Raw genomic sequence first — 21,925 nt, forward strand, 5'->3', positions numbered from 1 at the left:
GTCGGAAGGCCTGACCGGCCCGCCGGGAACACCCGGCCGCATGTCCCCGTCATGCGAGGCACGGCTAACGTGCCTCGCATGACATCTGTGCATCTCGAAGTCGCCGAAGGCGTCGGCACGATCCGCCTCGACCGCCCCCCGATGAACGCGCTCGACATCGCCCTGCAGGACCGGCTCAAGGAGCTGGCCGAAGAGGCGACCCGGCGCGACGACGTACGCGCCGTGATCATCTACGGCGGCGAGAAGGTGTTCGCGGCGGGCGCGGACATCAAGGAGATGCAGGACATGGACCACGCGGCGATGGTCGTGCGGTCCCGCGCCCTGCAGGACTCCTTCACCGCCGTCGCCCGCATCCCCAAGCCCGTCGTCGCCGCCGTCACCGGCTACGCCCTCGGCGGCGGCTGCGAGCTGGCGCTCTGCGCCGACTTCCGCATCGCCGCCGACAACGCCAAGCTCGGCCAGCCGGAGATCCTGCTCGGCCTGATCCCCGGCGCGGGCGGCACCCAGCGCCTGTCCCGTCTGGTCGGCCCGTCCAAGGCCAAGGACCTCATCTTCACCGGCCGCATGGTCAAGGCCGACGAGGCGCTCACCATCGGCCTGGTGGACCGCGTCGTGCCCGCCGCCGAGGTGTACGAGCAGGCGCACCAGTGGGCCGCGCGGCTCGCGCAGGGGCCCGCGCTCGCGCTGCGCGCCGCCAAGGAGGCCGTGGACGCGGGCCTGGAGACGGACATCGACACCGGGCTCGCCATTGAACGCACCTGGTTCGCCGGTCTGTTCGCCACCGAGGACCGCGAGCGGGGCATGCGCAGCTTCGTCGAGGAGGGCCCGGGCAAGGCCAAGTTCCTCTGAGATTTCTCTGCGGCGGCGCCCGAAGTTCCGCTGGATCGGCATCAGTTGAGGGCGCGTCAGCCAAAGTGTCCCCCGAAGGAGCGGATTATGCACGCCTTAAGAGAACCTTAAGTCTGCCCGGTTCGCGGCTGTAAGTGATCACTCGTAAGCGGGTAGTCATCGCAGGTCAGCAGGGGTGTAACAGGTGCCTGACTGCCACTGGCATATGCCTACCCGGCCCCCCGGAACGGATGGTTCCGGGGGGCTTATTCCGTCGGAACGGCCCCGGAACGCGTCCTGTGCGGCCATGATGGGGGGCATGGCGGGGCTGGAGGGTATCGAACAGCCGCGGCGACACGGGAGTGCGACCGCGGCGCGCTGGTCGCCGGCGGTTGAGGACGAACACGCGCTCAAAGCGCTCGAGTTGTTCGGCAATCCGACGGACGCGGAGGTTCCGCTGCCGTCGCGCCCGGAGTCCGCCGCCATCGCGCGCCGGCTCACCCAGGTCGTCGTGCTCCGGCACTGGGGGCTCTCCCCGAAGCTCACCGAGGACGCCGTCCTCCTCACCTCCGAGCTCGTCGGCAACGCCGTGCGGCACACCGGCGCCCGCGTCTTCGGGCTGCGGATGATGCGGCGGCGCGGCTGGATCAGGGTCGAGGTGCGCGATCCCTCGCGCGGACTGCCCTGCCTGATGCCTGTCCATGAACTCGACCTCAGCGGCCGCGGGCTCTTCCTGGTCGACAAGCTCTCCGACCGGTGGGGCGTGGACCTGCTGCCGCGCGGCAAGACGACCTGGTTCGAGATGCGGGTCGCCGACCGCTGATACGCGAAAGCCCCCGGTCGCCGGATGGGGCGCTGCGGGGGCCTGCGCGGAGCGCCGCGTGGACAAAGGGGTGTGGTCCACGGGCGCCGATGACGACCTGAGCCCGGGTCAATGGGGGTCGTGGATTCGACTATGGCAGACGGGGGCCACTGATCCAAAAGCCCCTATCCGGTCATAGGTGTGCAAAACGGGGCAGGGTGAAAGTGAATCCTTGGTGAGCTGGGACACCTGCCTGGTAAACGCTGGTTAAGTTCTGGCTGTGACAGGTGTTCCGCAAGAGACGAGAGAGGGGCCGGCTGCCCCGCGGCCCCGACCCGCAGGGTTCGTGGGCGGGCAATAAGAGGCTTTCACGCGCTTTTACCATTAAATGGTCGCGTGATCGAGACTGACCGCCGCGGAGCCCTGCGCGCGGGCGCCGCACTGGCCGTCGCGGGCGCGCTCACCGCAGGCTGCTCCGCCTCCGGAACCGCCCCCGCGGCGCACCGGGCCGCACCCGTCGCCCGGCACCCCGCCGCGCAAGCGCCCCGCGCCGCCCCCGCACCCCGCCGCTACCCCGGCCTGCCCGACCAGATCGCGCACAGCCCTCGCGGCCGTCCCCAGGTCGCCCTCACCTTCCACGGCCAGGGCGACCCGGCCACCGCGCGCTCCCTGCTCTCCATCGCCGAGAAGGCGGACGCCAGGATCACCGTCCTCGCCGTCGGCGGCTGGCTCGACGAACACCCCGAACTCGCCCGCCGCATCCTCGACGGCGGCCACGACCTCGGCAACCACACCCACCACCACCGCACCGTCAACGACATGGACGAGGCCCAAGCCCGCGCGGAGATCACCGGCTGCGCCGACCGACTGCGCCGCCTCACCGGCTCCATCGGCACCTGGTTCCGCCCCTCGCGCGCCCGGACCGCGACCCCCCTCGTCACCCGCCTCGCCCACCGCGCGGGCTACCCGCACGTCCTCTCGTACGACGTCGACTCCCTCGACTTCACCTCGCCGGGCGCCCCGGCCGTCACCCGCAAGATCGCCTCAGAAGTGCGCGCGGGCTCGATCGTGAGCCTGCACTTCGGGTACGCGGACACGGTCGCCGCGCTCCCCGCCGTCCTGGAAGACCTCGACCGCCGCGGCCTGCGCGCGGTGACGACCACGGAGCTGCTGACCTGATGACCCTGCACCTGAACCTCACCCGGCGCACCGGAGCGGTCGTCGCGGCCGGCGCCGTCGTCGCCGCCGCGCTCGCCGGCTGCGGCAGCGACACCCGCGAGAACGAAGCCCTCGGCACCAAGGGCATCCAGAAACCCACCAGACCCAAGGTCGCCCCCGGCCTCCCCGGGATGCCGCCCGTCCTCGACCCCAAGGACGTCTACGCGGCCGACCGCCCGAACAAACTCTCCCCGGTGGTCAAGGACTTCCCCTCCCGGATCTACGTCCCCAACACCAACTCCAACACCGTCTCCGTCATCGACCCCAAGACGTACGAAGTGATCGACACGATCGACGTCGGGGTCCAGCCCCAGCACGTCGTCCCCTCCTGGGACATGAAGACGCTCTGGGTCAACAACAACCGAGGCCACACGCTCACCCCGATCAATCCCAAGACCGGCAAGGCGGGCAAGCCCGTCGACGTGCACGACCCGTACAACCTCTACTTCACGCCCAACGGCAAGTACGCCATCGTCATGGCCTCGATGGACCGCGAGCTCGTCTTCCGCGACCCGCACACCATGAAGGAGGTCAAGACCGAACCGGTCAGCTGCTACGGCGTCAACCACGCCGACTTCTCCGCCGACGGGCGCTACTTCATCGTCTCCTGCGAGTTCTCCGGCGAACTCCTCAAGGTCGACACGGAGAAGATGAAGGTCATCGGCCAGCAGAAACTGCCCTTCAAGGGCGCCATGCCGCAGGACGTGAAGATCTCGCCCGACGGCAAGACCTTCTACGTCGCCGACATGATGGCCGACGGCATGTGGGTCCTGAACGGCGAGAAGTTCGGCCGGCCCAAGCTCCTGCCCACCGGCAAGGGCACCCACGGCCTGTACGTCAGCCGGGACTCACGCGAGATGTACGTGTCCAACCGCGGCGAGGGCACCGTCTCCGTCTTCGACTTCCCCAAGAACAAACTCACCAAGAAGTGGAAGCTCCCCCAGGGCGGCAGCCCCGACATGGGCGGAGTGTCGGCGGACGGCAACACCCTCTGGCTGTCGGGCCGTTACGACTCCGAGGTGTACGCCATCGACACCCGCACCGGAGTCCAGACCGCCCGCATCCCGGTGGGCGGCGGCCCGCACGGCCTCGCGGTCTACCCGCAGCCCGGCCGCTACTCGCTGGGCCACACGGGGATCTTCCGCTGAGCCGTTCAACGGTTGACCATCACGGCCACCGGGCACCACAAGGGTAGATCCAGCCGATCTCCCCTCTGCCGCTCAGGAGGCTGCCCGTGCTCAAAGGCATCGACGTCAGCTCGTACCAGTCCACGTTCGACACGGACGGCATATCCTTCGTCATCATCAAGGCGACAGAGGGCCGTTCGTACGTCAACCCAAGACTGACCGCGCAGACGAAGCGCGCACGGGACGGCGGCTGCGTGGTCGGCTTCTACCACTTCCTGTGGCCGGGCAACATCACGGCCCAGGCGGAGTACTTCGTGAGCAAGGCCCCCGAGAAGGCGGGGGACTTGCTGGCGGTGGACTGGGAGTGGACGGGGGACCGGACGGCCGCGTCGAACGCGGAGAAGGACCGCTTCATCCGGGAGGTGAAGCGGTTGCGGCCCTCGCACAGGTGTTTGCTCTACTGCAACCGCGATTTTTGGACCACCCGGGACAGCACATCCTTCGCGGGTGACGGTCTGTGGATAGCGGACTACGTCTCGGCGGGCAAGCCGCGCATCCAGGCGAAGTGGCGTATCCACCAGTACACGTCGACGCCGCTGGACAAGAACGTCGCGGACTTCGCGAGCGAGGCCGCGCTGCGGGACTGGGCCAAGCCGTAGCCGTCCCGCGCGCGACCCGTCGCGTCGGTGGTCAGGCGCGCCAGTCCGCTGTCCGCTCCGGGGACGCGGAGTCCAGTGCCTTGCGGACTGCCTCCGTGTCCGCCGCGAGGCCGTAGACCGGGGTGCCCGGCTGTTGGCGCCAGGAGTCGTCCTGGCCGCCGGTGTCCACGGTGTCGAAGCCGATCTCGTCGATGAGGTCGCGTACGACCTTCTTGGCGGCCTCGTCGTCGCCGGACACCGGCAGGGCGACGCGGCCGGGCGTGCCCTTGGGCTGGGGCTTGTCGAGGATGTCCTGGGCGTAGGTGCCGTTGAATGCCTTGATCACCGGGTGGCCGATCTGGCGCTCGGTCCAGCGGCTCTCGGTCAGGCCCTCCTCGATCTCGGCGATCTTCCCGTCGCGCTGCTGCGGGTAGTAGTTGCCGGTGTCGATGACGGCGACGTCGTCGGCCGCTCCGTCGAGGAAGCCGGACGGCAGGTTCGGCACGGCCTTCAGGGGGATCGTCACGACGACGACCTGGGCGCCGCGCGCGGCCTCCTCCACCGTCACGGGCGTGGCGCCGGTCTCCGCGGCGAGGTCCGTGAGGGTCTGCGGGCCACGGGAGTTCGCGACGGACACGTCGTGGCCGACGGCCGTGAGGCGGCGGGTGAGGTTGCCGCCGATGTTGCCCGCGCCGATGATGCCGATCTTCATGACTGGCCCTTCCGGGGGTTGGCTGGTTCGCTGGTCTCGTAGCGGAGCCAACCTCCGGATCGGGTGGAGTATTCCGGGCCGGGGGTCGGCGGGGGGCATTCTTGTGACGAGGGGCACAGGAACTTGTCCCGGGGTGCGGAGAGATACGTGGTGTGAGGCCTACTGAACTGGGAGATGGCATCCATGCACGGATCCGGGCAGGCGAGCGGGAGGCGTTCGGTGAGTTGTACGAGGCGTACGCGCGGACGGTCTACAACCATGCGCTTCGGCTGACCGGCGACTGGTCGACCGCCGAGGAGGTCATGTCCGAGACCTTCCTGACTGCCTGGCGCACCCGCGAGCGTCTCGAACCGGACGGCGGTTCGCTCAAGCCGTGGCTGCTCGGCATCGCGACGCACAAGGCGCAGAACGCCAACCGCGGCCTGCGCCGGCGGCTGGCCTTCCTGTCCCGTCAGCCGTCCCCGCCCGAAGTGGCGGACTTCGCCGAGGAGTCGGCGGGGCGGATGGACGACGCGCGGCGGCTCGCGGCGGTGCACGGCGCGCTGCGTCGGCTGCGCCGTCAGGAGCGTGAGGTGCTCGTGCTGTGCGTGTGGTCCGGCCTTGACTACGCACAGGCCGCCGAGGCGCTCGGCGTTCCGGTCGGCACGGTGCGTTCGCGGCTCTCGCGGGCCCGTGCGCGGCTGCGGCGGCTCAGCGAGGACGACGGGGCCGGTGCGACGGAAGTGAAGAACGTGACGGAACCTCTCCGTGGTCGCGGAGAGGTAGAGAGTGAGGCCGCGTTCGCGGCCCTGCCCCTGCGGGAGGAATTCCGATGAACGCCGCCACCCCGTCCCGGGGAGAGGACGAGGCCGCTGAACTGGCCCGCCTGCTCGCGGAGTCGGACGAAGACGAATGGGAACTTCCGCCGGGGCGTCACCTTCACCACAAGGACATCCTGATGCAGCAGATCGACCGCGACAACGCCGCCTTCGACAACGCCGCCTTCGACAACGCAGCTCGCGACAACGCCACCGTGGATCGCGAGGAGGCCGTCCCCGCGTCGGCCCGCCGCCGCTTCCTGCGCCCCGCCGTGCTGATGCCGGCCGCCGCCGCGCTCGCGGTGGCCGGGGTCCTTGCCGCCACGCTTCCTTCCGGTTCCGGCGGGTCCGGCGGCTCCGGCGGTGTCCGTGACATGGGAGCGGGCCGAGGAGCCAGTGCCCGTGCGGCCGTCACGCTCGACCGGATCGCCACCGCGTCCCTGAAGGCCGACACGCAGGGGGTGAAGGACAGCCAGTTCGTGTACGTGCGCAGCCTGGTCCAGGAGAACAAGGGCGAGCTCTACGGCAAGGTGAAGCTCGGCGCGCCGTTCAAGCGGCAGGTCTGGATGGCGCAGAACCCCGCCCCCGTCACGGACATCGGCCTGATCCGGGAGAGCGGCAAGGGGGCGTCGATGCCCGGTCAGGACCTGCCCATCGAGGCGTCCGCCGTGGACGGTTCCGATGACAGCGGTGCCGTTCCGGAGGGGCCCGAGCGGCCGACGTACGACTGGCTGGCCTCGCTCCCCACCGACCCCGACGCCCTGCTGAAGAAGCTGTACGCCGAGACGCGGGTGATCGAAGGGGAGGAGACGAAGGCGCAGGCGGTCTTCGACAGGATCGGGGACCTGATCGCCGAGGCGATCATGCCGGCGGAGAACGCCGCCGCGTTCTACAAGGCCGTCGCGAAGCTCCCCGGGGTGACCGTGATCCCGGACGCGGTGGACGCGGCGGGCCGCCACGGGATCGGCATCACCCTCGAGGAGTCATCGTTCGCGATGCGCAGTGAATGGATCTTCGACAAAGAGTCCTTCGCCTACCTCGGCGCGCGCAGCTACATGACCAAGGACCACAAGCCGGGCGGCAAGCCCGGCAAGGCGGGGAACCCCGAGGTCCTCTCCGGCAGAGTCGCGGTCCTGGAGCGTGCGGTGGTCGATCAGCGCGGCATGGAGCCGACCAAGGGCCGCGGCTGATCGCGGTTCTCCTTCACGGCCCGCAGGAGCAGGAAGAGCAGCAGGCCGAACGGCGAGAGGAGGATCGTCAGGACCAGGAGCGGTCCCATGACCAGCGGGTGGATGCCGATGCGCCGCGCCTCGCGGTACATCCACTGTCCGATCAGCAGGTCCCAGGCGATGACCTGCGCCCAGATCGCGCCCGCTCCGCCGGCGAGGACGAGCAGCTCGCGGAATCCGTCGATGTCGGGGCTGCTGACGGCGGCCCAGAGTTCGGGCAGGACGGGCAGTGCCATCGCCACGTAGACGGCGAGGACCGGTAGGACGGTGAGGGGTGAGGCGGCGATCCGTGCGGTCGTCCGCCACCCCGGTGCGAAGATCATGAGCAGCCAGACCGGGGCGGCCAGCCAGAAGGTGAGCTCGAAGAGGAATCCGGTCATGACACAAGCTCCTTGTTGTCGTCTTCTTCCAGAGGGCTTCCGGCTGCCTGTACTGGGCTCTGAACTGGGCTGGTATTACGGCTGGTTGGGGTGCGCAGGGCTGCGTACGCACCCGCGGCCGTCGCGCCGGTGATCAGGCCGGCGGCCGTCAGCGTCGCGCCGTCCGGGTGGATGAGCGGCTGGCCGCGCAGGGCCTGCCAGGTGACCAGGGCGAAGGCGGCGGCGTACGCGGCCGAGGCGATGAGCACGAGCCGCAGCCGCACCCGCTCGCCGGTCAGCCGCCCGAAGCGGGGGCGCGCCGCGAGGACCGTCAGGCCCATCAGGAGCAGCGGGAGCAACTGCAGCGCGTGCATGCCGACGAAGTGCGGGATGCGCAGATCGCCGCCGGTGGTCGACCAGCCGGTCAGCGGCATGGAGGGGCCGCCGTCCGGTACGCCGACGCTGTGGGCGCCGACGATCGGCGAGGAGCCCCGCTGCTGACCGGGCGCCGGCTGGGTCATCAGGAACCCGACGGCCGCCCCGGCGAGAGCGATGGCGATTCCGCAGCGCATCGCCCAGGCGGACGCGCGGTCGGCGATCCGGGCGCGCAGCAGCAGGATCGCGACGAGCAGGGTGCCGAGCCACAGGATGACGACGGTGACGGCCATCGCGTTGAACAGGGCCTCGTCGAACGGGGTCTGGTGGTTGAAGTGGCTGCGCCTGCCCCGCACCACCTGCCCGGTGATGAGCACCATCTCGGTGAGGCTCGACACGGCGACGACCGTGCCCGCCCACCAGCCCGCCCTGCGGCCGCGGTCGAGCAACGACAGCATCCAGGCGAGCGAGAGTCCGTACGCGACGAACGAGACCGAGAACTTGAACGGCTTGAACCAGATCCGCGAGCCGACGAGCACGCGGTCGTCGACGACCAGGCCGACGCCGGACACGACGGCCAGGACCGCCATGGACACGGAGAAGACCACGAGCGGTCGGTGCCATGAACGCCATAAAGGCATGGAAATCCCCCTGATTGTCTGTGTTCGCCTCTGCGGCAAATATAGATAGTGGCGCTGTCCGCTATCCGATAGCGCCACTATCTATGATGGGGCTCGGGGATGGCAAGGGCGCGGCCGGTGGCAGAGTGGCGGGCGCAAGCGCGAAGAGGAGAGTGGGCAGGCCGTGCGTATTGGCGAGTTGAGCCGCAGGACCGGTGTGCCGGTGCCGACGATCAAGTACTACGTCCGCGAAGGGCTGCTGCCGGCGGGCGAGTTGAGCAGCCCGAACCAGGCGCAGTACGGCGAGGCGCACGAGCGCAGGCTGCGCCTCATCCGCGCGCTGCTCGACGTGGGCGGCCTGAAGGTGGCGGCGATCGCGGAGGTGCTCGGCGCGGTCGACGACCCCGGGCGCCCGCTGCACAAGGTGCTCGGAGCCGCCGCGGACCGGCTCGGTTCGGCGGGGGAGGCCGAGGACGACGCCGAGGCGGCGGCCGCGCACACGGCGGTCGAGGAGCTGATCGCACGCCGCGGCTGGCGCACCCATGAGTCGAATCCCGCCGCGGCCGACCTGTCACGGGCCCTTGCCGCCATGGGGCGCGTCGGCCACGGGGCGTTCGCGGAACTGCTCGACACGTACGCCGACGCCGCCGAGATGGTCGCCCGCGCCGACCTCGGCTACGTGGACCGGCGGGTGGCGGTCGAGGACCTGGTGGAGAGCGTGGTGATCGGTACCGTGCTGGGGGAGGCGGTGTTCAACGCGATACGGCGGATGGCGCATGTAAACGCGTCGGCGCGGTTCTACGGGATCGACAGCGCTGCGGAGCGGGAGACGGAGACTGGGCGGTAGGTGCGGGGCTCTATGGCCGGCTGTCAACCGGCCGAGGGGTGTCCTGCAGTTCGCCCTGCGCCACGCGTACCGCCCCCGCAGACCCCCGCCGCCCCCTCCGCGTCCATCGCCTCGACGGGCCGTACGAAACGCGCCGTGGACGACGTACTGACCAGCGATCACCCCGGTCGAGATACGCGGAAGGGGCCCGGCGCACTCCCGTGCCGGGCCCCTTGTGCCGCGCTCCCGCTACTTGTTCAGGCTCGCCCAGAACTCGTCGAACGACAGGCGCTTGTCCTTGTCGGTGTCCTTCGTGCCGATCACGGCCTCGGCCACCGTCTCGGTGACGTAGAAGTCCCCCATCTTCGCCATGGCCGACTTCCACTCGGCCGCCGTGATGAAGCCGTCGCCGTCCGCGTCGAACTGGTCGAACGTCTTGCGCGCTTCCTCGATGTCCGCCACCGGATCCACCCCTTCTTCGTGCACTACTGACGGGGGTTAGGGTATCGGCCGTCCGAGGACGCGATCACAAGGAGTACGCCCATGGCCAGCACCCCTGCCGCGCTCGGGGCGATCCTCGACGCGGCGGCCCTCGGGCAGTTCCCGCCGCCCGACGGCACCACGACCGTCGTGCCGCAGCCCTGCCACCGCGACGCGGGCGTGATCGCCTTCACCGCGCATTCGGTGGTCTTCACGGACGAGGACCCGCGGTGGGTGCACGCCACCCTCGCCGCGCTCGACTGCGACCCGCTGGCCGCCACGATGAACCCCCTGTTCCTCGCCGCCTTCATGGAGCGGACCGGACGCACGACGGACACCACCGACCTCCTCACCGTGGCCGCCGCGCTGCCGGGCGGACCCGGACCGGCCGTCGGGCTCCGCGAGATCGACGACCCGGACCACCCCCGGGTGGTGCGGGCCCGCAAGCGCCGCGACGACGTGCGCGTGTGGGCCGCCGACGGCGGCGGAGTACTGGTGCTCGGGCGCGGTCTCGCCGGGCGCTGGGAGGCGGCGATCGAGGTCTCCGAGGACGTACGGCACCGGGGGCTCGGCCGGGCGCTGGCGCTCGCCGCCCGGCATCTGGTGCCCGGCGGGGCCCCGGTGTGGTCGCAGCAGTCGGCCGGGAACGCGCGCAGTGTGCGAGCCTTCCAGGCGGCGGGGTATCGGCCGGTGGGCGCGGAGGCGTTGTTCTTCGCGCGGTGAGAACCTGGTTCTCGCGCGGTGAGAACCTGGGTTTTCGCGTGGTGAGAACCTGGGTTGTCGCGCGGTGAGAACCTGCCTCACCTGCCCGGTGCTCTTCCTGACCGCGCGCGACACCGTCGCCGACCGGGTCGAAGGCTTCGCGAGCGGGCGGGGGCGACGACTACCTGGTCAAGCCGTTCGCCGTGCCAAAGCTGGTCGCCAGGGTGCGCAGCCTGTGCCGCCGGGCCGGAGTCGTACGCCCGTGCACCGTGTCGCCGACGTCGAGATCGACACCGCGCGCCGGCAGGTCCGCCGGGGCGGTGCGGCGGCGGCCTGCGCGAAGCTCACCTATCTCGGCAGGCCGTGGGGTTCCGCCGGGCCGTCGGCGACTACGCCGCCTACGGTGCTCGACGTCGTCACCACCGCGATGTACACGCCGGAGGACGCGGGGGAGGGCCTGTCCGAGGCGCTGAGCGACGCGGACCGCGGTGACGGCGCCAAGCTCGCCGCCCTCGCGGCGGCGCCGACGGACCGGCCACCGGGTCCCGCCGCACGGCACGCCACGACGACTCAGGCAGCGGACGCCTGCCTCAGCGACCTGAAACAGGTCCGCTCCGACGCCACCTGCTGGGAGAGCCCTGTCGGAGGCTCAGCACTCGATGATGTTCACCGCGAGGCCGCCCCGCGCCGTCTCCTTGTACTTCACGCTCATGTCGGCGCCGGTCTCCTTCATGGTCTTGATGACCTTGTCGAGGGACACCTTGTGGCTGCCGTCGCCGCGCATCGCCATCTTCGCCGCGGTGACGGCCTTCACCGCCGCCATGCCGTTGCGCTCGATGCACGGGATCTGGACGAGGCCGCCGACCGGGTCGCAGGTCAGGCCGAGGTTGTGCTCCATGCCGATCTCCGCGGCGTTCTCGACCTGCTCGGGGCTGCCGCCGAGCACCTCGGCGAAGGCGCCCGCCGCCATCGAGCAGGCGGAGCCGACCTCACCCTGGCAGCCGACCTCGGCGCCGGAGATCGAGGCGTTCTCCTTGAAGAGCATGCCGATCGCGCCCGCCGCGAGCAGGAAGCGGACCACGCCGTCCTCCCGCTCCTCCTGGGAGGAACCGCCGGCCACGAAGTTCATGTAGTAGTGCAGGACCGCCGGGATGATGCCCGCGGCGCCGTTGGTCGGGGCGGTCACGACGCGGCCGCCCGCGGCGTTCTCCTCGTTCACCGCCATCGCGTAGAGCGTGATCCACTCCATGGCGCGGGCCTGCGGGTCGCCCTCGGCGCGCAGCTGGCGCGCGGAGTTGGCCGCGCGGCGGCGGACCTTGAGGCCGCCGGGCAGGATGCCCTCGCGGGACATGCCGCGCGAGACGCAGGACTGCATGACGCCCCAGATGTCGAGCAGCCCCGAGCGGATCTCCGCCTCGGTGCGCCAGGCCTTCTCGTTCTCCAGCATCAGCGCGGAGATGGACAGGCCGGTCTCGGAGGCCAGGCGCAGGAGCTCGTCGCCGGTGCGGAAGGGGTGCTTGAGGACCGTGTCGTCGGGCACGATCGGGTTCTCGCCGGCCACCGCGTCGTCGTCGACCACGAAGCCGCCGCCCACGGAGTAGTACGTCTTCTCCAGGACGAGGGCGCCCTCGTGGTCGTACGCGAAGATCGTCATGCCGTTGGCGTGGTACGGCAGGGCCTTGCGGCGGTGCAGGACCAGGTCCTCGTCGAAGTCGAAGTCGATCTCGTGCATGCCGAGGAGGTTGAGGCGCCCGGTGCTCTTGATCCGCTCGACGCGGTCGTCGGCGGACTCGACGTCGACCTCGCGCGGGGACTCGCCCTCCAGGCCGAGCAGGACCGCCTTCGGGGTGCCGTGGCCGTGGCCGGTGGCGCCGAGGGAGCCGTAGAGCTCGGCCCGTATGGCGGTGGTGTGGGCCATCAGGCCCTCGTTCTTGAGGCGGCTCGCGAAGATGCGGGCGGCGCGCATGGGACCGACCGTGTGGGAGCTGGACGGGCCGATGCCGATCGAGAACAGGTCGAAGACCGAGAGGGCCACGAGAAACTCCAATGATGGTTGGTAGACGCCGTTGTCTGCCGGGGTGGTGCGGAGAACTACGGAACGAACTGTGCGGAGAACTGCGAACGCGGGGCATGAGCCGGGGCACCGCACTCACTGTCTTCACTGTCCAGTGTGCGCGGTGCCCCGAAGAATCGTACGAAGGAAAGCGTACGAAACTGCTACAGGTTGGGGTACAGCGGGTGCTTGGCTGCCAAGGCCGAGACGCGCGCCTTGAGCGACTCCGTGTCGACCTCGCCCGGCTTCAGCGCCTCGGCGATGACGTCCGCGACCTCACGGAAGTCCTCCTCCTGGAAGCCGCGGGTCGCGAGCGCGGGCGTACCGATCCGCAGGCCCGAGGTGACCATCGGGGGGCGCGGGTCGTTCGGGACCGCGTTGCGGTTGACCGTGATGCCGACCTCGTGGAGGCGGTCCTCGGCCTGCTGGCCGTCCAGCTCGGAGTTGCGCAGGTCCACCAGGACCAGGTGCACGTCCGTGCCGCCGGACAGGACGTCGACGCCGACGGCCTTCGCGTCGCCTTGCACCAGGCGCTCGGCCAGGATGCGGGCGCCGTCCAGGGTGCGCTGCTGGCGCTCCTTGAACTCCTCGGAGGCAGCGACCTTGAAGGAGACGGCCTTGGCCGCGATCACGTGCTCCAGGGGGCCGCCCTGGAAGCCGGGGAAGACCGCGGAGTTCAGCTTTTTCGCGAACTCCTTGCTGCGGGCCAGGATGACGCCGCCGCGCGGGCCGCCGAGCGTCTTGTGCGTGGTGGAGGTGACCACGTCCGCGAACGGCACCGGGTTGGGGTGCAGGCCCGCGGCGACGAGCCCGGCGAAGTGCGCCATGTCGACCCACAGGTACGCGCCGACCTCGTCGGCGATCCGGCGGAACTCCGCGAAGTCCAGCTGGCGCGGGTAGGCGGACCAGCCCGCGATGATCACCTTCGGGCTGTTCTCCTTGGCCAGGCGCTCGACCTCGGCCATGTCCACCAGACCGGCCTCGTCGACGTGGTACGCGACCACGTTGAACTGCTTGCCGGAGAAGTTCAGGCGCATGCCGTGCGTGAGGTGGCCGCCGTGCGCCAGGTCCAGGCCGAGGATCGTGTCGCCGGGCTGGGCGATCGCGAAGAGGGCGGCCTGGTTGGCGGAGGCGCCGGAGTGCGGCTGGACGTTGGCGTACTCGGCGCCGAACAGGTCCTTGATCCGGTCGATCGCGATCTGCTCGGTGACGTCGACGTGCTCGCAGCCGCCGTAGTAGCGGCGGCCGGGGTAGCCCTCGGCGTACTTGTTGGTGAGGACCGTGCCCTGGGCCTCCATGACGGCGACCGGAGCGAAGTTCTCCGACGCGATCATTTCGAGGGTGGACTGCTGGCGGTGGAGCTCGGCGTCGACGGCGGCGGCGACTTCCGGGTCCAGCTCGTGGAGAGGGGTGTTGAGAAGCGACATCAGGTGGTCCCTAGGGGTCTTCGGGGGGCTTCAGCTGCCGGAGAACTCGGTGTACTCGTCCGCGGAGAGCAGGTCCTTCGGCTCCTCCGTGACGCGTACCTTGAAGAGCCAACCACCCTCGAACGGGGCGGAGTTGACGAGCGAGGGGTCGTCCACGACGTCCTGGTTCGACTCGACGACCTCACCGGTCACCGGCGAGTACAGATCGCTGACCGACTTGGTCGACTCGAGCTCGCCGCACGTCTCGCCCGCGGTCACCGCGGCGCCGGCCTCGGGAAGGTCGGCGTAGACGACGTCACCGAGCGCGTTGGCGGCGTGCTCCGTGATACCGACCGTCGCCACACCGTCCTCGGTGGCCGAGAGCCACTCGTGCTCCTTGCTGTAACGCAGCTGCTGGGGGTTGCTCATGACCTGAATTCTCCTGTACGCGGGTGGGTGCTGCGGAACGGGAATGATGTGCGGGGGGTCACTTCCGGGTTACCAAAGAGACGGAAGTGTCACTTCTGGCGCTTGTAGAACGGCAGAGCCACGACCTCGTAGGGCTCGTGCGTGCCGCGGATGTCCACGCCGACGCCCTCGGTGCCGGGAGCCGCGTGCGCGGCGTCCACGTACGCGATGGCGATCGGCTTGCCCAGTGTCGGGGACGGCGCCCCGGAGGTGACCTCGCCGATGACCTTTCCGTCGGCGACCACGGAGAAGCCCGCGCGCGGGATGCGGCGGCCCTCGGCGATCAGGCCCACCAGCTTGCGCGGGGGAGCGGTCTCGGCGCGCTCGGCGGCGGCCGCGAGCGCCGCGCGCCCCACGAAGGTGTCGGCCTGCGAGGTCTTCTCGAACTTCACGACCCGGCCCAGACCCGCGTCGAAGGGCGTCAGCTCGGCGGTCAGCTCGTGCCCGTACAGCGGCATGCCCGCCTCCAGGCGGAGCGTGTCGCGGCAGGAGAGGCCGGCCGGGACCAGGCCGACGGGCTCGCCCGCCTCCATCAGCGCGCCCCACAGCTTCTCGGCGTCGCCGGGCGCCACGAACAGCTCGAAGCCGTCCTCGCCCGTGTAGCCCGTGCGGGCGATGAGCGCGGGCACGCCCGCGACCGTGCCCGGCAGGCCCGCGTAGTACTTCAGGCCGTCCAGGTCCGCGTCCGTGAGTGACTTCAGGATGCCGGGGGACTCGGGACCCTGGACGGCGAGCAGCGCGTACGCGTCGCGGTCGTCACGGACCCGCGCGTCGAAGCCGTCGGCGCGGGCGGTGAGCGCGTCCAGGACGACCTGCGCGTTCGACGCGTTGGCGACCACCATGTACTCGGTCTCGCCGAGCCGGTAGACGATCAGGTCGTCCAGGATGCCGCCGTCCTCGGCACAGATCATCGTGTAGCGGGCGCGGCCGACACCGACGGAGCCGATGTTGCCGACCAGCGAGAAGTTCAGGAAGTCCGCGGCCTGCGGTCCTGTGACCGTGATCTCGCCCATGTGGGAGAGGTCGAAGAGACCGGCCTTGGTGCGGACGGCGATGTGCTCGTCGCGCTCGCTGCCGTAGCGCAGCGGCATGTCCCAGCCCGCGAAGTCGGTCATCGTCGCGCCGAGCGCACGATGCACGGCATCGAGGGCGGTCAGACGGGGGACGGTACTCATCAGTGGAACTCCCAGGGCATGACGGGCGAGGTCGATCCTCCCCATCTGTCATCGGAACCTGAGAGGTTCACCACGACCCGTCCGTACAGGGGGTCATGACTTGCACCTTGGGTGGAGCCGCGACCGCGGCCCGCTTTTCAGATGTGCCTCGCCCGCGCGGTACGGGGCCTGAGAGATTCAAGGGAGGGACTTGCTCCTTCGGCGCCCCGGAGCGTCTTTCGACGGTGTCCGGGAACTCTCCCGCGCGGATTCAAACGGCCTGTATGGAGTTTGCGCGCACATCATTGCACGCGCCCGCGTCACAGGGCAGTGCCAGTCGGGTAATGCCCTTGTGCCGCATTACCTTCTCTTTACACTTGCCGGGGAAGCTGCGGTAAGCAGGTACGTGACCGCTATGGGGAGGCCGATCACGGTGCGCAGGACGAGCGTCTACGCGACCAACACGGGGGTGGCCCTGCCCAAACAGGCAGCCGCCCCCACCAGGGAGAGCTGCGGCCCCCTGCCGGCGGCCGTCGTCCGCGACCTGCGGCAGCGGACCGGCCACAGCCCGCACCGGCTCACGTTCGGCGAGGGCGATCTGATCGTCGTCTCCGGGCTGCCGGGCAGCGGCAAGTCCACGCTGATGCGCAGAGCCGTCGCGGGCCCGCGCATCGACTCGCAGGACACCCGCGACCGCTGGGCCCGGCGCATGCCGAGCCTGCTGCCGTACGCGGTGTACCGCCCCCTGGTCCGCATCGCGCACTACGCGGGCCTGCGCAGGGCCCTGCGCTCCGGCGAGGGCGTCGTGGTGCACGACTGCGGCACCCAGGCCTGGGTGCGCCGCTGGCTGGCCCGCGAGGCCGCGCGGCGCGGCACGACCCTGCATCTGCTGCTGCTCGACGTGGAGCCGGACACCGCCATAGAGGGCCAGCTCGCGCGCGGGCGCGGCGTGTCGCGGTACGCCTTCGCGCGCCACCGCAGGACGGTCGGCCGGCTCGTCGGCGCCGCCGAGCGGGGCGATCTGCCGCGCGGCTGCGGCTCGGCGGTGCTGCTCGACCGGACGGCGGCCGGGGTGCTGCGGGGGATCGGCTTCGGGGACTGAGCCGCCGCTCACGTTAGGGTCGTGCCGCAGGCAGAGCGGGACCGAGCAGGGGTTAAGACAGATGGACATTCCGGCGCAGGCGCACGCCCATCCCTACGGAGGATGGCCGGGCAACGAACTCGAAGAGGTGCTCGCGGCCTCTCTCGGCACGCCGGGGGCGCCCCGGGCGTCCGCGGGCGCCCGCATCGTGGAGGTGCTCGGCCGCAGCCACGTCTGGGTCCCGCTGCCGAACGGCGGGGCGCCGGACAGCGGCACCCTGGACCTGCCCACGCTGGAGATCGACGGCCAGGCCTACGTCCCCGTCTTCAGCTCCGAGCAGCAGTTCCAGCACGTCACCGGGGGCCGGATGGGCTGCACCGTGGCGCCCGCCGTGGAGTTCGCGCGCGGGCTTCCCCCGCAGATGGGCATCGCGGTCAACCCGGACGGCACGATCGGGGTCCCGCTTCCGCCGCCGGCCGTCGCCGAGCTCTGCCGGTCGGGACGCACGCCGCTGGACGGGCCCGCGACCGGCGGCCGCGTACGCCTCTTCGAACCGGACTGGCAGGAGGACCCGGTGGACTTCCTGTCCGCCGCCGCCCGTGAGTTCGAGGCCACCGGGGTCGTCCTGAGCGCCCGCCGCTGCCTGGCGAGCGTCGAGGGCGAGGCGCCCGCGCTGTTCGTCGGCGTCGAACTGAGCTCCTGGGAGGGCAACGCGCGCGAGCTGCCGATGGAGGCCGTGGGCAGGGCCCTTGGTCTGGCACCGGTGGCCTGGCCGGTGAACCTGGTGCTGCTCGACGTGGCCCAGGACCCGGTCGGCGACTGGATGCGCGAGCGGGTCCGGCCCTTCTTCGGGCAGAGCCCCGGGCACGAGCACGGACACGCGTAAGGACATGTGCGGGTACGTGTGTGAGGGTGCCGTACGTCAAGTCGGTGTCAGGATCGCCGCTTAAGCTGGTTTCATGAGCCGGGGACACCGGGTCAGCGGGTCATCGCGAAGGGGCGGTTAAGGGTGAGTGCGTCGGGCACGGCTGCGGCCGGGCAGGTCGAGCACATGCTGCGCCAGGTGACGCCGGGGCGCTACGACGCCTACGAGGCGCTCCTGCGGGCGCTCGCCGCCGACCAGGTGTGGATGCTGCTCTGGCACGGCCAGGCGGGGTCCCCCGACGCCCAGTACGGGAACATGGAGGTCGAGGGCCTCGGGTACGCGCCGTGCGTGACCTCCGCCCAGGAGCTCTCCGCCAGTGGCTGGAACCGCTCGTACGAAGTGGTCAGCGGGCTCGACATCTCCCGCACGCTCTACCCCGACCACTACGGCCTCTGGCTCAACCCGCACGCCCCCGGCGGCGGCGTCGGCATCCCCTGGCTCGACCTGCGGCGCATCGCGTCGGGCCTCGACCTGCTGCCCGCGGGCCCGCTGCGGCTCACCGAGCCGGCCATCGAGATCCCCCAGTTCTACGCCCTGCTCACGCAGAACGCGCACCGCACCCCCGCGGTCCGCTCGCTGCGCCGCGCCTGGGTGCAGCCCGCGCTCGGTGCGCCGTATCTGGCCATCGGCCTCGATGTGTACGACACGGCGCCCTCGTCGGTCGACGGGGTGCGCACGATGATGCAGCAGTCGATCGCCGCCGTCCCCGACGGCCTGCCCGTGTCGACCGTCGCGATGTCCGACGCGTACGACCCGGTGGCCATGTGGCTGCGCGCCAATGCCCGGCCGTTCTACGACCGCGAGGCCCAGCCGGCCCCGGCGCCCGCGGGCGGGTACGGCTACCCCGCGCAGTACTGAAACAGTGCTGCGGCCCTTACCGAAAGGGCCGTGAACCGGCCACCGCGGCTCGTATACCTGCCCTGACCGCCACAATGTCCGTTCTGATGGCGGAGGGGCCCAATGGGCCCCCGTGGCCTATTGCGATGCAACTGCCCCGTGTTCGCCCCTCGTTCACCTGCGTCCGGATAACGGAACACCTCGATCAGCATCACGGTTGCGCATCCTTTCCCCGTCAAGGCTGGTAACAGATCGCAACCGCGATGAAGACTCCCGCACCAGGGGCGCTTCGCCCCTGTGTACGACGGACTGATCACATCGCTACAGCGACAAGTGCGGGCCGGTCACCACCGGTTGAGAGGGGTCCCTGCCACGATGACGGCACCATTGCATGACACACCTGCGGACGCGGACCCGACAGCGGACGTCGCTCCCGCAGCTGATGCAGGGGTGAGGAAGGTCGAGGGGCGGTCCCTCAAGCAGATCGCCTGGAACCGCCTGAAGCGGGACAAGGTCGCGCTGGCCGGCGGCATCACCGTGCTCGTCCTGGTCCTTGTCGCCGTCTTCGCGCCCCTGATCGTCTCCCTGCTGGGCCACCCGCCCAACGAGTTCCATCAGGACGAGCTGGAAGACCTGACGAACCTGCCCAAGGGCGCGTTCGGCGGCATGAGTTGGGACTTCCTCTTCGGAGTGGAGCCGAACAAGGGCCGCGACGTCTTCAGCCGCATCGTCTACGGCGCCCGGATCTCGCTCCTGGTGGCGTTCCTCGCCGCCGTGGTGGCCGTGGTCCTCGGCACCTTCTTCGGGATCATCGCCGGTTACTTCGGCGGCTGGATCGACGCCCTGATCAGCCGGGTCATGGACGTGCTGCTCGCCTTCCCGCAGCTGCTCTTCGTGATCTCCCTGGTCTCCGTCCTCCCCGACGACCTGCTCGGGCTCACCGGCAGCGGCGTCCGCATCGCGGTACTGATCCTGGTGATCGGCTTCTTCGGCTGGCCCTACGTCGGGCGCATCGTCCGCGGCCAGACCCTCTCGCTGCGCGAACGCGAGTACGTGGAGGCGGCCCGCAGCCTCGGCGGCGGTCAACGGCACATCCTCTTCCGTGAGTTGCTGCCGAACCTGGTCGCTCCGATCACCGTGTACGCGACGCTCATGATCCCCACCAACATCCTCACCGAAGCGGCGCTCAGCTTCCTCGGCGCAGGTGTACGCCCGCCGACGGCTTCCTGGGGCGGCATGCTCCGGGACGCGCTGGCGACGTACGAGCACGACCCGATGTTCATGGTCTTCCCTGGCCTGGCGATCTTCGTGACAGTGCTGGCCTTCAACCTCTTCGGTGACGGGTTGCGCGACGCCCTGGACCCCAAGGGAACTCGGTAAACAGCTCCAACTGGCTTGCCCCTGCCGCAGCGTCAGGTGGCTCTTCCCATGGTTCTTCAGGCAGTCAAAGCCAAGGACCGCGAATCTCGGAGGATGCGAGAAATGCCCACAGGTTCCTCTAAACGACGGTTGACCGCAGGCGCGGCCCTCGTCGTGGCGGCGCTGGTGACCACCACGGCGTGCGGCGGCGGCAGCGACGACGACGACAGCAAGGGCGCCGGCTACAACGCGGCGATCGGCAAGGTCGCCAACGAGTCGAAGAAGAAGGGCGGGACGCTCAAGTTCATCGCCAAGCAGGACCTGGACTCGGCCGACCCGCAGCGCGCGTACTACGGCATGACGTGGGACTTCATGCGGTACTACACCCGCACGCTGATCACGTACGACACCAAGCCGGGTGCCGCGTCCAACAAGCTCGTCCCCGACCTCGCCGAGGACACGGCGAAGATCAGCGACGACGGCAAGACCTACACGTACAAGCTGCGTGACGGCCTCACCTGGGAGGACGGCTCCAAGCTGACCTCCAAGGACATCAAGTACGGCATCGAGCGCATCTGGGCGACCAAGGTCATCACCGGTGGTCCCGGCTACCTCAAGTCCACGCTTGACCCCAAGGGCGAGTACAAGGGCCCCTACGAGGACAAGTCGAAGGACAAGCTGGGTCTGAAGGCGATCGAGACGCCGGACGACAACACCATCATCTTCAAGCTGCCCAAGAAGAACGGCGACTTCGAGCAGATGCTCGCGATGCCGTCGGGCACCCCGGTGAAGCAGTCCGAGGACACCGGCGCCAAGTACACCCAGCGCCCCTTCTCCTCCGGCCCGTACAAGTTCCAGAACTACAGCGCGGGCAAGAGCATCACGCTCGTCCGCAACAAGAACTGGAAGAAGTCGTCCGACCCGGTCCGCCCGGCCCTGCCGGACAAGATCCAGGTCACCATCTCGGCGAACCTCGAAGAGAACGACAAGCGCCTGATGGAAGGTGACTACGACATCGACATGAATGGCACCGGCATGACCCAGTCGGGTCGTACCACCGCCATTCAGGACCACAAGGACAACGTCGACAACATGCAGACGGACTTCGTCCGTTACGTCGCCCTGGTGACCAAGACGAAGCCGTTCGACGACGAGCACTGCCGCAAGGCCGTCTTCTACGCCACGGACTTCGCGAGCCTGCAGAAGACCCGTGGCGGCCCGGTCGCCGCCGGTGAGATCGCCACCAGCGTCTTCCCGAAGTCGATCAAGGGTCACGACGACTACGACCCGTACGGCATCAAGGAGCGCAAGGGCAAGCCGGACCTGACCAAGGCCAAGGATGAGCTCAAGCAGTGCGGCGCTCCCAAGGGCTTCTCGACCAAGATCTCGGCGCGCACCAACCAGCCGGGTGAGGTGGACGCCGCCACGGCGCTCCAGGAGCAGCTGAAGAAGGTCAACATCGACGCCCAGGTCGACCAGATCGACGGCGCCGACTCCTCCAGCATCACCGGCTCCCCCTCGGTCGTGAAGAAGCGCGGCATCGGCATGACGATGGCGGGCTGGGGTCCTGACTTCCCGACCGGCCAGGGCTACGCCCAGCCGCTGTTCGACAGCCGTTTCATCAACGAGAACGGCAACTACAACGAGTCGCAGATCGACGAGCCGAAGATCGACAAGTACTTCGACGACGCGATCGCCACGGTCGACCCCAACAAGGCCGGTGAGATCTACACCGATCTGGCCCACGAGATCGTCGACAAGGCGTACTGGATGCCCTTCATCTACGAGAAGAACATCTCGTGGCGTTCCTCGCGGGCGACCAACGTCTACTCGTCCGCCGCGTACAGCGGTCGTTACGACTACGTCTCGCTCGGTGTGAGCGACAAGAAGTAGTCCACGCCGCAAGGCAGTCCCACCCCGCCCCATCCC

22 protein-coding genes and 1 riboswitch are annotated in these 21,925 nt (G+C 69.8%); of the genes, 14 read left to right on the forward strand and 8 right to left on the reverse strand.

Going from position 1 to position 21,925, the window contains the following annotated elements; genetic code table 11:
• Positions 1 to 78: 78 nt before the first annotated feature.
• The 5 genes from ACIGXX_RS27305 (at position 79) to ACIGXX_RS27325 (ending at position 4,634) form a co-directional block, all read left to right on the forward strand.
• Positions 79 to 849 (forward strand): enoyl-CoA hydratase-related protein, encoded by a 771-nt coding sequence (locus ACIGXX_RS27305; protein WP_351173268.1) that lies wholly within the window; start codon positions 79 to 81, stop codon positions 847 to 849.
• Positions 850 to 1,147: 298 nt separating this feature from the next.
• Entirely contained in the window at positions 1,148 to 1,651 is a 504-nt protein-coding gene (locus ACIGXX_RS27310) for an ATP-binding protein (RefSeq protein ID WP_351173271.1), read from the forward strand.
• Between the two features lie 375 nt (positions 1,652 to 2,026).
• Positions 2,027 to 2,809, forward strand: a complete 783-nt coding sequence (locus ACIGXX_RS27315) for a polysaccharide deacetylase family protein (protein WP_351173274.1) — start codon at positions 2,027 to 2,029, stop codon at positions 2,807 to 2,809.
• On the forward strand, positions 2,809 to 3,996 hold the full coding sequence (locus tag ACIGXX_RS27320; RefSeq protein ID WP_351173277.1) for a PQQ-binding-like beta-propeller repeat protein: 1,188 nt from the start codon (positions 2,809 to 2,811) through the stop codon (positions 3,994 to 3,996). The genes ACIGXX_RS27315 and ACIGXX_RS27320 overlap by 1 nt, the downstream gene beginning before the upstream one ends.
• A gap of 86 nt (positions 3,997 to 4,082) precedes the next feature.
• Entirely contained in the window at positions 4,083 to 4,634 is a 552-nt protein-coding gene (locus ACIGXX_RS27325; RefSeq protein ID WP_351173280.1) for a glycoside hydrolase family 25 protein, read from the forward strand.
• A gap of 31 nt (positions 4,635 to 4,665) precedes the next feature.
• Here the strand turns inward: ACIGXX_RS27325 and ACIGXX_RS27330 are convergent, their stop codons facing one another.
• Positions 4,666 to 5,325, reverse strand: a complete 660-nt coding sequence (locus ACIGXX_RS27330) for an NAD(P)-binding domain-containing protein (RefSeq protein ID WP_351173283.1) — start codon at positions 5,323 to 5,325, stop codon at positions 4,666 to 4,668.
• 152 nt (positions 5,326 to 5,477) lie between these two features.
• Here ACIGXX_RS27330 and ACIGXX_RS27335 point away from each other — a divergent pair, with 152 nt between their 5' ends.
• Both ACIGXX_RS27335 and ACIGXX_RS27340 read left to right on the forward strand, forming a co-directional pair.
• Positions 5,478 to 6,140 (forward strand): RNA polymerase sigma factor, encoded by a 663-nt coding sequence (locus ACIGXX_RS27335; protein WP_399979560.1) that lies wholly within the window; start codon positions 5,478 to 5,480, stop codon positions 6,138 to 6,140.
• The gene (locus ACIGXX_RS27340; RefSeq protein ID WP_399979563.1) at positions 6,137 to 7,312 is read left to right on the forward strand and encodes a CU044_5270 family protein; all 1,176 of its coding nucleotides are present in this window, start codon (positions 6,137 to 6,139) and stop codon (positions 7,310 to 7,312) included. The genes ACIGXX_RS27335 and ACIGXX_RS27340 overlap by 4 nt, the downstream gene beginning before the upstream one ends.
• Here the strand turns inward: ACIGXX_RS27340 and ACIGXX_RS27345 are convergent.
• Positions 7,276 to 7,731: an ABA4-like family protein gene (locus tag ACIGXX_RS27345; protein WP_351173289.1), complete on the reverse strand. Its 456-nt coding sequence runs from the start codon at positions 7,729 to 7,731 to the stop codon at positions 7,276 to 7,278. The two genes, ACIGXX_RS27340 and ACIGXX_RS27345, sit on opposite strands and share 37 nt — an antisense overlap.
• Entirely contained in the window at positions 7,728 to 8,675 is a 948-nt protein-coding gene (locus ACIGXX_RS27350) for a hypothetical protein (protein ID WP_399979928.1), read from the reverse strand. The genes ACIGXX_RS27345 and ACIGXX_RS27350 overlap by 4 nt, the downstream gene beginning before the upstream one ends.
• A 214-nt stretch (positions 8,676 to 8,889) precedes the next feature.
• On the opposite strand from ACIGXX_RS27350, the gene ACIGXX_RS27355 reads away from it, so the two are divergent.
• Positions 8,890 to 9,552 (forward strand): MerR family transcriptional regulator, encoded by a 663-nt coding sequence (locus ACIGXX_RS27355; RefSeq protein WP_351173292.1) that lies wholly within the window; start codon positions 8,890 to 8,892, stop codon positions 9,550 to 9,552.
• 228 nt (positions 9,553 to 9,780) lie between these two features.
• On the opposite strand, the gene ACIGXX_RS27360 is transcribed toward ACIGXX_RS27355, so the two are convergent.
• Positions 9,781 to 9,993 (reverse strand): EF-hand domain-containing protein, encoded by a 213-nt coding sequence (locus ACIGXX_RS27360; protein ID WP_249587621.1) that lies wholly within the window; start codon positions 9,991 to 9,993, stop codon positions 9,781 to 9,783.
• Between the two features lie 81 nt (positions 9,994 to 10,074).
• Between ACIGXX_RS27360 and ACIGXX_RS27365 the strand changes: the two genes are divergently transcribed.
• Positions 10,075 to 10,734 carry a GNAT family N-acetyltransferase gene (locus tag ACIGXX_RS27365; RefSeq protein WP_361465523.1) on the forward strand — a complete coding sequence of 220 codons (660 nt, stop codon included), beginning with the start codon at positions 10,075 to 10,077 and terminating at the stop codon, positions 10,732 to 10,734.
• A 628-nt stretch (positions 10,735 to 11,362) separates the two neighbouring features.
• Here the strand turns inward: ACIGXX_RS27365 and ACIGXX_RS27370 are convergent.
• The 4 genes from ACIGXX_RS27370 to gcvT all read right to left on the reverse strand — a co-directional run bounded on the left by ACIGXX_RS27370 (position 11,363) and on the right by gcvT (position 15,815).
• Positions 11,363 to 12,748: an L-serine ammonia-lyase gene (locus ACIGXX_RS27370; protein WP_351173326.1), complete on the reverse strand. Its 1,386-nt coding sequence runs from the start codon at positions 12,746 to 12,748 to the stop codon at positions 11,363 to 11,365.
• 182 nt (positions 12,749 to 12,930) lie between these two features.
• On the reverse strand, positions 12,931 to 14,193 hold the full coding sequence (glyA, locus tag ACIGXX_RS27375) for a serine hydroxymethyltransferase (protein WP_351173298.1): 1,263 nt from the start codon (positions 14,191 to 14,193) through the stop codon (positions 12,931 to 12,933).
• A gap of 30 nt (positions 14,194 to 14,223) precedes the next feature.
• Positions 14,224 to 14,601, reverse strand: coding sequence for a glycine cleavage system protein GcvH (gene gcvH, locus ACIGXX_RS27380; RefSeq protein ID WP_190085009.1), 378 nt, complete (start codon positions 14,599 to 14,601; stop codon positions 14,224 to 14,226).
• Positions 14,602 to 14,690: 89 nt separating this feature from the next.
• The gene (gene gcvT, locus ACIGXX_RS27385) at positions 14,691 to 15,815 is read right to left on the reverse strand and encodes a glycine cleavage system aminomethyltransferase GcvT (RefSeq protein WP_361465518.1); all 1,125 of its coding nucleotides are present in this window, start codon (positions 15,813 to 15,815) and stop codon (positions 14,691 to 14,693) included.
• Between the two features lie 147 nt (positions 15,816 to 15,962).
• A riboswitch (glycine riboswitch) is annotated at positions 15,963 to 16,068 on the reverse strand.
• A gap of 141 nt (positions 16,069 to 16,209) precedes the next feature.
• Between gcvT and ACIGXX_RS27390 the strand changes: the two genes are divergently transcribed.
• The 5 genes from ACIGXX_RS27390 (at position 16,210) to ACIGXX_RS27410 (ending at position 21,889) form a co-directional block, all read left to right on the forward strand.
• Positions 16,210 to 16,896, forward strand: a complete 687-nt coding sequence (locus tag ACIGXX_RS27390) for an AAA family ATPase (RefSeq protein ID WP_351173305.1) — start codon at positions 16,210 to 16,212, stop codon at positions 16,894 to 16,896.
• A gap of 61 nt (positions 16,897 to 16,957) precedes the next feature.
• Positions 16,958 to 17,761 carry an enhanced serine sensitivity protein SseB gene (locus tag ACIGXX_RS27395; RefSeq protein WP_351173308.1) on the forward strand — a complete coding sequence of 268 codons (804 nt, stop codon included), beginning with the start codon at positions 16,958 to 16,960 and terminating at the stop codon, positions 17,759 to 17,761.
• A 123-nt stretch (positions 17,762 to 17,884) separates the two neighbouring features.
• A complete protein-coding gene (locus ACIGXX_RS27400) occupies positions 17,885 to 18,658 on the forward strand; it encodes an enhanced serine sensitivity protein SseB C-terminal domain-containing protein (RefSeq protein WP_351173311.1) in 774 nt (257 codons plus the stop codon).
• Positions 18,659 to 19,012: 354 nt separating this feature from the next.
• Positions 19,013 to 20,017 (forward strand): ABC transporter permease, encoded by a 1,005-nt coding sequence (locus ACIGXX_RS27405; RefSeq protein WP_351173314.1) that lies wholly within the window; start codon positions 19,013 to 19,015, stop codon positions 20,015 to 20,017.
• A 102-nt stretch (positions 20,018 to 20,119) separates the two neighbouring features.
• Complete coding sequence (locus tag ACIGXX_RS27410) at positions 20,120 to 21,889, forward strand: ABC transporter substrate-binding protein (RefSeq protein WP_351173317.1); 1,770 nt, start codon at positions 20,120 to 20,122, stop codon at positions 21,887 to 21,889.
• Positions 21,890 to 21,925: the final 36 nt, after the last annotated feature.

It is taken from the genome of Streptomyces sp. NPDC055243, assembly GCF_044544025.1.
Taxonomy (GTDB): Bacteria; Actinomycetota; Actinomycetes; order Streptomycetales; family Streptomycetaceae; genus Streptomyces.